This is a genomic window from Veillonella fallax (genome assembly GCF_020687175.1).
Classification (GTDB): Bacteria; Bacillota; Negativicutes; order Veillonellales; family Veillonellaceae; genus Veillonella; species Veillonella fallax.
Window position 1 is genome coordinate 36648 of the sequence record NZ_JAJEQD010000016.1, and the last position, 11200, is coordinate 47847.

General features: G+C 37.4%; 10 protein-coding genes. 1 reads left to right on the top strand and 9 read right to left on the bottom strand.

The window, feature by feature from the left end:
• Window positions 1–2 precede the first annotated feature (2 nt).
• The 6 genes from LKD20_RS07910 to glmS all read right to left on the bottom strand — a co-directional run bounded on the left by LKD20_RS07910 (window position 3) and on the right by glmS (window position 6052).
• Entirely contained in the window at window positions 3–761 is a 759-nt protein-coding gene (locus tag LKD20_RS07910; RefSeq protein ID WP_005387765.1) for an amino acid ABC transporter ATP-binding protein, read from the bottom strand.
• Window positions 762–867: 106 nt separating this feature from the next.
• Window positions 868–1524, bottom strand: a complete 657-nt coding sequence (locus LKD20_RS07915; protein ID WP_005387763.1) for an amino acid ABC transporter permease — start codon at window positions 1522–1524, stop codon at window positions 868–870.
• A 123-nt stretch (window positions 1525–1647) separates the two neighbouring features.
• A complete protein-coding gene (locus LKD20_RS07920) occupies window positions 1648–2460 on the bottom strand; it encodes an amino acid ABC transporter substrate-binding protein (protein WP_119206567.1) in 813 nt (270 codons plus the stop codon).
• A gap of 201 nt (window positions 2461–2661) precedes the next feature.
• Window positions 2662–3138 carry a hypothetical protein gene (locus LKD20_RS07925; RefSeq protein WP_227721397.1) on the bottom strand — a complete coding sequence of 159 codons (477 nt, stop codon included), beginning with the start codon at window positions 3136–3138 and terminating at the stop codon, window positions 2662–2664.
• 36 nt (window positions 3139–3174) lie between these two features.
• Window positions 3175–4161, bottom strand: coding sequence for a tryptophan--tRNA ligase (gene trpS, locus LKD20_RS07930; protein WP_119206565.1), 987 nt, complete (start codon window positions 4159–4161; stop codon window positions 3175–3177).
• 58 nt (window positions 4162–4219) lie between these two features.
• Window positions 4220–6052, bottom strand: a complete 1833-nt coding sequence (gene glmS / locus LKD20_RS07935) for a glutamine--fructose-6-phosphate transaminase (isomerizing) (RefSeq protein ID WP_227721398.1) — start codon at window positions 6050–6052, stop codon at window positions 4220–4222.
• A 540-nt stretch (window positions 6053–6592) separates the two neighbouring features.
• Here glmS and LKD20_RS07940 point away from each other — a divergent pair.
• On the top strand, window positions 6593–7975 hold the full coding sequence (locus tag LKD20_RS07940; RefSeq protein WP_227721399.1) for a hypothetical protein: 1383 nt from the start codon (window positions 6593–6595) through the stop codon (window positions 7973–7975).
• Window positions 7976–8064: 89 nt separating this feature from the next.
• Here LKD20_RS07940 and LKD20_RS07945 read toward each other — a convergent pair whose 3' ends face one another.
• Genes LKD20_RS07945 through LKD20_RS07950 form a run of 3 tightly spaced genes read right to left on the bottom strand, consistent with a single transcriptional unit; the run spans window position 8065 to window position 10959 of the window.
• Window positions 8065–9066, bottom strand: coding sequence for a hypothetical protein (locus LKD20_RS07945; protein ID WP_227721400.1), 1002 nt, complete (start codon window positions 9064–9066; stop codon window positions 8065–8067).
• Between the two features lies 1 nt (window position 9067).
• Window positions 9068–9322 carry a YkgJ family cysteine cluster protein gene (locus LKD20_RS09615; RefSeq protein ID WP_369127365.1) on the bottom strand — a complete coding sequence of 85 codons (255 nt, stop codon included), beginning with the start codon at window positions 9320–9322 and terminating at the stop codon, window positions 9068–9070.
• Entirely contained in the window at window positions 9322–10959 is a 1638-nt protein-coding gene (locus LKD20_RS07950) for a hypothetical protein (protein WP_227721401.1), read from the bottom strand. Before LKD20_RS07950 ends, LKD20_RS09615 begins: the two co-directional genes overlap by 1 nt.
• Window positions 10960–11200: the final 241 nt, after the last annotated feature.

Sequence of the window (11200 nt, forward strand, 5' to 3'; positions counted from 1 at the left end):
TCCTATAACATGTTCTCCAAGAACGCTTTCGTTCTATCGTTCTGTGGATTGTTGAAAATTTGTTCTGGTGTACCTTCCTCTTGGATAACACCATCCGCCATAAAGATGACACGATCAGATACTTCACGAGCAAAGTTCATTTCATGAGTTACGATAATCATCGTCATATGATCATCAGCCAACTGTTTAATAGTCTTAAGAACCTCACCAGTTAATTCTGGGTCAAGGGCAGATGTAGGCTCATCAAAGAGCATGATTTCAGGATTCATCGCCAATGCGCGAGCGATGGCCACGCGTTGTTGTTGACCGCCAGACAAACGGGATGGATACATATCGCGCTTTTCCCATAAGCCAACTTTATTAAGTAATCGCTCTGCAATCGGTAAAATTTCATCATCTTTCATACCTTTTACCATGCGCGGCGCGATCATAATGTTATCAAGCACCGTCATATGAGGGAATAAATTGAAAGATTGGAATACCATGCCCATGCGTAATAATAAGTCATGTTGTGTTTCTTGGCTAGCATAGTTTACAGTGCCATTAGCATCTGTACTAGCAAGGACAGTACCATCTACAGTAATAGAACCACCATCAATGGTTTCCAATTGACCTAAGCAGCGTAAAAATGTAGATTTACCAGACCCAGATGGGCCGATGATAGAAACGATTTCCCCTCTATCCATTTTGAGCGATACATCGCGCAATACAGTTTGATTGTTAAAGCGTTTTTCAATACGCTCCATATTTACAAATGTCATAAGTACCTCTTACATCGTCGTATAAATAAATAGCTGTAATTTCAAATCGGCTATAGCCCTTAAAAACAACTAAGTCCATATCTACGACACACTACTACAGAATAGATTAATCTTCATATACAGCAAATCGTCTTTCTAAGTAGTTGAAGATATTTGTCAAAATAAAGGTAAAGATCAAGTAGAACAAAGCTGCCACTAAGAAGGCAGAGATATCAAAGTCACGTTGTACGATAGATTTTGTAATACGCAAGATATCATTCATAGCCAATACGTATACAAGAGACGTATCTTTCAACAAGTTAATTGTTTCGTTCGCAAGCGGAGGCAATACGCGTTTAAACATTTGTGGCAAGATGATTTTACGCATTGTTTGAGCATAAGTAAAACCAAGAACCTTTGCCCCTTCGTACTGACCACGAGAAATGGATTGAATACCACCACGGAAAATTTCACATAAATACGCTGCGTAGTTCAACACGAATGTAAGTACTGCAGCTGTAGCATCATCCATTTGGACTGCTCCATCTGTAATGATAGGCAATGCATAATATACGAATAAAATTTGTAACATTAATGGTGTGCCGCGCATCAAATATACGAAGGCTTCAACAATTTTGTCGAGCACTGTAAATTTTGATAGACGTACCAAAGCAAGTAAGATACCGCCAGGGATGGATAAAATCCATACAATACAGAATAGCGATACGGTTACCTTTAAACCATCAGCGATGGTTGGGATAATCTGCAATAAATAATCTAACATGGAATACTCCTTCAAAACACGACTAGAGAAGAGGCATCTGGCCTCTTCTCTAGTGTACATTTCGTTCTTTAATTATCTGTTGTACATACTGACCATAGTACTATTAGTATATCACGAATTGTACTATTTAGCATCGCTCTTATCTAGGTCTGCGCTAGAGCCCAACCATTTTTCAACGATTTTATCAGCAGTACCATCTTTTTTCATGTCCGCTAAGATACCATTGATTTTATCACGTAATGCAGTGTCATCTTTACGGAAACCAACAGCGAAGTTGTCAACACCGTAATCAGTACCGTCTACGATTTTGTATTTACCAGGTTCTTTTGTCATGAGGTAACGAGCGATAACACCATCGGCGATAACTGCATCAACACGACCAATACCAAGATCCATGAAAGCACTTACGAAGTCAGCATAAGATTTTGTTTCTTTCACAGTTTTACCGCTTGGATCATTTTGTAATGCAGATTCACCAGTACTAGCTTGTTGAACACCTACTACTTTACCTGCTAAATCAGCTTTGGATTTGATGGAGTCATCATCATTACGAACAACGATGTATTGTTTATCCTTCATGTATGGATTGGAGAACAAAATATTTTTCTCACGTTCAGGAGATACTGTTAAGCCATTCCATAAAGCGTCGATTTTTTTAGATTTCAACTCGGCTTCTTTACTGGACCAGTCGATAGCTTTGAACTCTACCTCCATACCAGCGCGTTTAGCTGCTTCTTTAGCCATATCGATATCTAAACCTACGATTTCGCCTTTATCATCTTTAAAGCCCATTGGAGGGAAGCTATCATCTAAGCCGATAACGATTTTTTTAGGTAATTCTGTATTAGCAGTTTTAGTATCGCTACCACAACCCGTTACAAATACCATCATAGATACTGCTGCAAGGCCAACGGCCATCATTTTTTTCCAATTCATAACTATCCTCCACGGTGTGTTACACCTTTAACTACTTGCTATTATATGCTGTACAGAACTCACCTCTGCACCCGATGATTGTATTATACTTTAGTTCGTTAAAGTTGTAAATAGCTAATTTGATGAATTTTTGGATTTTCTTAATTTCTTAATATTACATATCATCTATTGTAAGGATAAAGCATTTGTATAACCTATATTTTAAAGATTTGAATGCTTATTAATAGCTTCAATCATGGCCATTTTATCTTTATCCCCTACCTGCGCGAGGTCTAAGGGTATGACATAAATACCACCATGACCATTCATAGCCTGCAATTCACGCCAACCTTCGGTAAACCCAATAATATGCTCGTAATCTACAAAGACAAAATATTCATCCCCATGAAAAAGACTGTGAAAGTATTCTATAAAAGAAAAAGGCCTACGTTTCAACACGAGGCCCTTTTCACAGATAAAAGCTTGACTTTCACCTAATCTATGAAGGGTCCACAATATAAGGAGTAACAACAGATAATACAATATACGCTCAGCCCAATCGGACGGCAAATATTTCACAATTAACACGCACACCAATAGACCGACGATGCGTCCAGTCCACTGGATTCCACGATGTATTTCTAAGCTCTGTTGTACGGCACCTGATGAAAAGCGTTCCATTGCCTCTTGTTTCGTCATGGCTTACCTCACAAATTGAAAGTCTACTATATGATTTTATTTACGGCACAAGCCCATAGCTTGCTCAACTTTACGGTACATTTGACTTGCTTTAGCATGAGCCTTAGCAGCACCTTCATCGAGAATTACATCGAGTTCAGGGCTTGCAATCAATTCATTGTAGCGTTGTTGGATTGGCTCAAGAGTTGCCACTAATAGGTCTGCAATATCGGATTTAAATACGCCATAACCTTTACCTGCATACATTTCTTCGATAGCTTCATAGCTGTCTTTTGTGATAGCACGGTAAATGCCCATCAAGTTAGAAATGCCCGGTTTGTTTTCTTTATCGTAACGCACTGCATTATCAGAGTCAGTTTGAGCGCGTTTCAATTTTTTCACAATCAAATCTGGTGCATCCAAAAGGCGAATAGTAGCATTTTGGTTATCATCAGATTTACTCATTTTCTTAGTAGGCTCTTGTAAGCTCATAACGCGAGCACCACCTTCGCCTACCTTGATATCAGGTACTACGAAAGTTTCACCAAATCTACGGTTAAAACGCTCTGCCAAATTACGAGTCAATTCAAGATGTTGCTTTTGGTCTTCACCTACAGGAACATAGTTTGTACCATATAACAAGATATCTGCCGCCATCAATGGTGGGTACGTAAGCAATGCTGTAGGAATAGAGTCACCTTGCTTTTGAGACTTATCTTTGTACTGCGTCATACGCTCTAATTCGCCAACATAGCTGATAGATTGCATAACCCAACCGAGTTTAACGTGCTCAGGTACTTCGGATTGTACGAACAATGTTACCTTTTTAGGATCCAGGCCAACCGCTAGGTACAACGCAGCCAAATTACGAGTATTTTGGAATAACTCTTTTGGATCTTGCGGTACAGTGATTGCATGTTGGTTAACGATACAATAATAACATTCGTCAGTATCTTGATAGTCTAAGAAATTACGTAAAGCCCCCAAATAGTTACCAAGTGTTAACTCACCACTTGGTTGGATGCCGGAAAATATAACTGCCATAATAGTCTCCCTATATTGAAATAAACCAACAGTGCCGAAGCACTGTTGGTTATATATATTATTCTACGGTTACAGATTTAGCTAAGTTACGTGGTTTATCTACATCTGCGCCGCGTGTAATCGCTGCATAGTATGCTAATAATTGCAATGGTACAACAGCGAGAATTGGGGCGATGAATTTATTCGCACGAGGAACATAGATTGTATGGTCTACGTGTTTAGATAATTCTTCGTCACCTTTCATGCCGATACCGATTACAACCGCTTCACGAGCTTTTACTTCGCGGATGTTGCTGATCATCTTATCGTACACATCCTTTTGTGTAGCCAATGCGATAACAGGTACGCCTTCTTCAATAAGAGCTAATGTACCATGTTTCAATTCGCCACCAGCATATGCTTCAGCATGGATGTAAGAAATTTCTTTCAATTTCAAAGCACCTTCCATTGCTACTGCATAGTCGATAGCACGGCCCAAGAAGAACGCATCAGATTTGAAGCCATAATGTTTTGCAAAGGCTTTCATATCTTCGTCTACTTCAAAGATTTCATGAATCAATGTAGGCAAGTTTTTAACACCGCTAAGGATTTCTTCACCTAACGCTGGATCCATTTTGCCATTTAATTGGCCAAGGTATACAGCGAACAATAAGCCAGCTACTAATTGAGTAGTGTAAGCTTTTGTGGACGCTACAGAGATTTCAGGGCCTGCCCATGTGTAAACAGTATTGTCTGCTTCACGGGAGATACTGGAACCTACTACGTTAGTAATCGCCAAGGATTTAGCACCATGGCGTTTTGCCTCTTTCAACGCAGCTAATGTATCAGATGTTTCACCAGATTGGCTGATAACAATACATAATGTTTTGTCATCAGTCAATGGATTGCTGTAACGGTACTCGGATGCGATTTCCACACTTACAGGAATGCGCGCTAAGTTTTCAATATATTGTTTTGTTACAAGACCTGCATGGTATGCTGTACCACATGCAACGATAAGGATTTTATTGAAAGCTGCTACATCTTCAGCAGTCCAATTCAATTCATCAAAGATAGCTGTTTTACCATCTTCAGAGATATGTGTACCGAAAGTATCGCGTACAGCTTTAGGTTGATCATGAATTTCTTTCAACATGAAGTGTTCATAACCGCCTTTTTCTGCTGCTTCCGCATTCCAGTTAACATGGAATACTTCTTTATCAACAGGGTTGCCTTCACGGTCAAATACAGATACATTATCACGAGTTACGATAGCTAATTCACCATCGCTCAAAATGTATGTATCGCGTGTGTAGTTAATAATAGCTGGAATATCAGATGCTACAAAGTTTTCGCCTTTGCCAAGACCGATAACCAATGGATTTTCTTTTTTAGTACAAATGATTTTATCTGGCTCATCAGCACAGATGATTTCAAGAGCATACGCACCATCAACACGAGCTAGCATGCGACGTACTGTGCCTACGAAATCGCCATCATACATATCTTCTAATAAATGAGCTACTACTTCTGTATCAGTTTCAGATTTGAAATGGTAACCTTTTTCAATGAGCTCTTCTTTTAAAGGCATGTAATTTTCAATAATACCGTTGTGTACAACAGCAAATTTACCATCTTCAGATGCATGAGGATGGGCGTTCATATCAGATGGACGACCATGAGTAGCCCAACGAGTATGACCAATACCTATAGTCCCTTCATTAGGATCTGCTTTTACAATCGCCTCAAGATTAGCAAGACGGCCAACCTTCTTTTGAATTTTAATAACATTTTTAGGGCCGATAACAGCAATACCTGCAGAGTCATAACCACGGTATTCTAACTTCGCCATACCGTCCAACAAGAAATCAGATGCTTGATTAAAGCCAATGTATCCTACGATACCGCACATAAGTATATCCTCCTATAACTGGGGGCATTCTAGCCCCAGCCAAAAACTAAGGCTAACAAATTACTATTCTAACTTAACAATCTAAGTTAATGTTCAAATTATGTATCAAATAGTATTTGAATACAATTCATTCAGATACACTTTGTCCCCATCGTTACCGATGGGCTTTTTAGTATCTGTTACGACATGAATATGCCGGAAGAGCATCCGCTGATGATTCGATTACTCTTCACCTCGTCTACCCTAACGACTGCCTTCGCGGGTACTTGCGCTATTCGCCTTTACGAATTAGGGAACTCCTTTCTATAAGATACGGCAGATCTTAATAGTATACATCATATACCAATCTATATTATACGTGATAAGTAATGGTGAAAGCAAGATATCCTCATCGACATATCTAAACATCACGGTTAATATTTGTTTATAAATCCCATGTATCATTCATACTATTTTCACAGATAATTACTATACTTCTTGCAATCTTAATTTTACACAATTCGATTTTATCGCGCAATAAATATTTGGAGGTTATTATATATGACACATTCACGTAATTATAAAACTTTAAGACGTTTCATCGTTCCAGCTTTAGCGGGCGGCGCCCTCGCAGCACTAGCCTTTGCCCCTACATTTGGTGCAGAACCAGTACATTCTAATGTTCCACCACAAAACATATTTGCCCCTAAGGCTGATGCACCTAACGCTAATATGCCTAAAAATGATGTACCTAGACCAGATGATGTAAAGACAGGAGAAATTAACGAACCAACGCCTCATAAGGAAGCTGATCCTAGTACTTTCACAGGCACATCTGTTATTAGTGAAAATAAAACATTAGAACACCAACGATTCGACAATACTACAAGCGATCAAAATGCTTTCATCGGAAAAAACAAAGCCACTATCACCATCGATAGCAGCGTATTTAATAAACAGGGTAACACCACAAATGATGACAACAGTAATTTCCGCGGACAAAATGCAGTAGTGCTCGGCATCGAAGGCAGTCAAACGAGCATTAAAAATAGTAATATTACATCTAATAGTATTGGCTCTAATGCGGTATTTGCCACTGGCGAAGGCTCTGTTATTAATATAGAAAATACAAATATTCACACTAAGGGCGACTCCTCTCGCGGCTTAGATGCGACCTACAAAGGCACTGTAAATGGTAAAAATTTAACCATCACCACTGAAGGGGCTCACTCTGCTACGCTTGCTACAGACCGTGGCGAAGGCACCATTAATGCAGAAGCAGCCAAGCTAACAACCTATGGTGCGGGTAGCCCTGTTATCTACTCCACCGGCAATATTACAGCAAACAGTATCAACGGCGTAGCTAACAAAAGTGAAATAGGCGTCGTAGAAGGTAAAAACTCCATTACCCTTACGAACTCTAATGTTACAGGCTACCACGATAATGGCTTCATGCTTTACCAAAGTTTCTCCGGTGATGCTGAAAGCGGTATTGCTCGTTTAAAAGCGGAAAATAACACACTTACAACTCATGGTACAGGTGCGTTCATCTATGTAAATAACACCACAGCCGAAGCGGACCTTACAGGCAACACGATTGTAACGCCAAATACTACGACGCTGGTGAAAGCAGCAGCAGACTCCCGCTGGGGCAAAGATGGTGAAAATGGTGGTCACCTCACACTTCGCGCATCCAACCAAGAACTTAACGGTAACATCGTAGCCGACTCCATCAGCACTGTCGCACTAGATATGACTAATGGATCTAGCCTCGTAGGCGCTGTAAACACAGACAACACCGCTAAAGAAGTTACACTAAAACTCAGTAAAGACTCTACCTGGACACTCACAGGCGACAGCTATGTAAAATCCTTAACAAACGAAGACACAACAAACAGTAACATTCACTTAAATGGATACAAACTCGTTGTGGCTGATAAATAATAATAAAAGGACTGCAATCTAAATACTGAAATTCCGTATTTAGATTACAGTCCTTTCTTATGTATTAATTATTTTTAATACATAAACAATTAGATTTGTTGTTCAGATATAATATTTTTTACATCATCAATGTCTTTTTTATTTAACTTGGTTTTATCACCATTCTTCAACAGGAATTTAACTGAACACATTTTATATAAAATAGTAACTAATAGAACCATATGTTCAATCTTATTCTGTTCTTCTACTGTATAATCACTCCATAAAGTTTTAACCTCAACTAGATCTTTTAACCAATCTAATAAGCTAAAATATTTATCAGAAATTCTATTTAATACAGTTAAATAACCTGTTGCAGCACCCTCTATTTCTTTTAATAATTCAACTGCTTCTTCTATTAAAGCTTTCGCTTTATTATATTCACGTCTAGCTTCTTCTACATTTTCTTGTGCCTTATTACCTGCATGATTAATAAATAAGCCACCAACCATTAAACCTACACCTAATGTCGCACCAGATAAAAGAGCACTACCTAGTGCAACACCGCCTCCACCAGCTGCTAAACTACCACCACCTATAGCGGCAAGAGTAGCATTAGTAGCAGCAGCCCCGGACAAACTACCAATAGCAGTACCTGTTGACGCAACACCGAAAGCACTAATAGCAGCTGATGTTGCACCTCCTGCTGCAAGACCACCCGCAGTCCCCATAGAGGACCCTGCAATCAACGCCTTCAAGGCTTCCGCACCAACAGATACTTCTTTTAATCGTTCTATAGTTAACGGTTTAATCTCTTTATCCCCAATTTTTGTTGTAGCAAAATCCGGTTTATCAATGATTTTTTCCATACAACTACTAAACTCGTCAAAAGAAGCCATTACTTCAACTTCTTTTTTCCCAAGAGCATCCATTGATAATTGTGTTGCTTCTTCTTGTTCCTTTAGCATATTTTGATTGGATTTATGACGGCGCTCAATACGTTCTATATCTTCTTTTGCCTCTTTTATTTTCTTTGCACCAGAAACCCCCTTAGCAACCCCAGTCGCACCTGCAACAACAGCAATAGCTCCAACAATTAATGGTAATGGCATATTAACTCCCCTTTTCATTTTTTAAAAACTTACATGCCTGATAGTTTAACTCATAAAACTCTTTTAGAGTCATAGAGTCTTTATAATAATGTTCGTACATAGCATCTACTCTACAAATCAGTGGACGTCTATTATATATTGAACATTTATTATCTTTTAGATATTTACACTTCCCAGTATCATCAGCCAAAAAGCTATACAACTTAGAGGTATAAACCTTTTCACAACATTTCCCACATTGACTACATCTAAACATTATTTAAATACCAATTTACTTTTTTTATTACTCATAAAACTTGAAAAATCACCTTGCCACGGAAGATTAATATTTATTTCAGACATCAGATTTTTTAATTGATCATTAATCATACCATAATTATTACCTTCTAAAAGCTCTAAAACCCTATTATACTTCTCAGTTTCATGAATAACTGTTTTTACATCAACTTGTAAAAGTTTAGCCACATAAGCTTCATACATAGCTACCTGTTCTTTCATATATTCTACATATTCACCAAATGGGTTTATATCAAGTTGCTTTATAAATTCATATATTTTTTTTGCTATATCCCATTTATCGATAAAGTAAATTAATGTACAACTAATTATGCCTGAAACAAATACCTCAATAAATGTAACTAATAGCTCACCAACTAAGGGGATACCAGATAATGTAGGAGCTAAATAAGTACCAATTAAAGATCCCACAATAGCCGATGCTGAAGTAGCTAACACCACTAGAATCGCATGTATTTTATCTTGCCAACTCTTGTGTTCCTCAAAAAACAGTATTTTAATAGCTTTAACAAGTGCTCCACTAGCATGTCTCAATATTTTTATCGACCCCTCTAATAAAGTCTTAACTATATTAGTGAGCGTTGTCATTAATGAAGCAATTACCCCCGAAATTAAACCTTCCTTTAATTTCGATATAACCTCTTTATATTTTGATTTTGCTTTAATAAACCCTTCTTTTATCCCCTCAAGGATATCAGAAAAAAAACCTTTTAATGAATTTGATGTACATAAAGAGAGACGTTCTTTTATCGAAAACCATACTTCTATCAGTACAAAGCCAATAACTTGTTTAACTGCTGTTTTCCCACCAAGTGATAAGGCTGCTTTTGTTGTATCCATTGTAAATTTAGAACTAGTATAATAATCCTTGTTCAACTTATTGGTCATAGACTGTTTAGATTGCTGATATAACTTTTTAACTTCATCAGGTTTCAGCTTTTCTAACTCTTTATATTTTTTTAACTGCTTCTGCTCTTTTTTTGTTAAAGAACCTTTCCCCTCTAATTCTTTAATCCGACTTTGTCTCATCCCTTTAGTATTCTTCCAATCTGTTAAAAATTGATCTACAGTTTTTGCTCCTTTGGATCGATTGACTGAGCTATATGTCGGAACTAAATTATCATCAGAATTTGCTAATGTAACTGGATCTAAAGATGTCGCATAAACAGCTGCATTATCATGAACAACTTTAGCTGATATAATATGATCTAAATCATGAGAGTCATAGAGTTTTTCTTTAGTATACGCATCTTTAATCCCAGATGTCCGTCTTTGTTTACTATATTCTCTATTTTTCGCTATATATTGTTTATCACTATGATACTTATGAGAATCGTAATTACCTCTATTTTCATATTTATTGCGAGTATCAGTATTTTTAATACTCATTTTCTCATTTTTACCAACTTGTTCTAAGTTATGAATAGTGTCTACATCTCCACCATATTGATCTTGAATAATAAAATCCAAGCCAAACGTTTGTAATAAAGAATCTAGAATTACACGCTCATATTCTTGAAAAATAGATTTTTTAGTATCTTTACTATCTGAAACAATCATATTTGAATCCAATTCTCCAAGAAACCGTGTTGTCATAATACTCTCCTGTATTTTAAAAACTTACACAAATTCATGATATCTTCATGAGTATTTCATGAGTAAATTATAAGTCATGAATTTACACTAGTCAACAAAAACCTAATTATTAGAAGCTCTCAATAATGAAATAACAATAAAAAAGCTCATACTATTCATAACTTATGTAGTGACCCCAAAAAGTTAGACTTTTATTTCCGAGTAACCTAAACTGGTTGCTCGGAATTTTTTTATGCTGCAG

Coding starts and splice junctions, on each gene's coding strand:
- LKD20_RS07910 (WP_005387765.1), bottom strand. CDS start 761: ATGACATTTGTAAATATGGAGCGTATTGAAAAACGCTTTAACAATCAA.
- LKD20_RS07915 (WP_005387763.1), bottom strand. CDS start 1,524: ATGTTAGATTATTTATTGCAGATTATCCCAACCATCGCTGATGGTTTA.
- LKD20_RS07920 (WP_119206567.1), bottom strand. CDS start 2,460: ATGAATTGGAAAAAAATGATGGCCGTTGGCCTTGCAGCAGTATCTATG.
- LKD20_RS07925 (WP_227721397.1), bottom strand. CDS start 3,138: ATGACGAAACAAGAGGCAATGGAACGCTTTTCATCAGGTGCCGTACAA.
- trpS (WP_119206565.1), bottom strand. CDS start 4,161: ATGGCAGTTATATTTTCCGGCATCCAACCAAGTGGTGAGTTAACACTT.
- glmS (WP_227721398.1), bottom strand. CDS start 6,052: ATGTGCGGTATCGTAGGATACATTGGCTTTAATCAAGCATCTGATTTC.
- LKD20_RS07940 (WP_227721399.1), top strand. CDS start 6,593: ATGACACATTCACGTAATTATAAAACTTTAAGACGTTTCATCGTTCCA.
- LKD20_RS07945 (WP_227721400.1), bottom strand. CDS start 9,066: ATGCCATTACCATTAATTGTTGGAGCTATTGCTGTTGTTGCAGGTGCG.
- LKD20_RS09615 (WP_369127365.1), bottom strand. CDS start 9,322: ATGTTTAGATGTAGTCAATGTGGGAAATGTTGTGAAAAGGTTTATACC.
- LKD20_RS07950 (WP_227721401.1), bottom strand. CDS start 10,959: ATGACAACACGGTTTCTTGGAGAATTGGATTCAAATATGATTGTTTCA.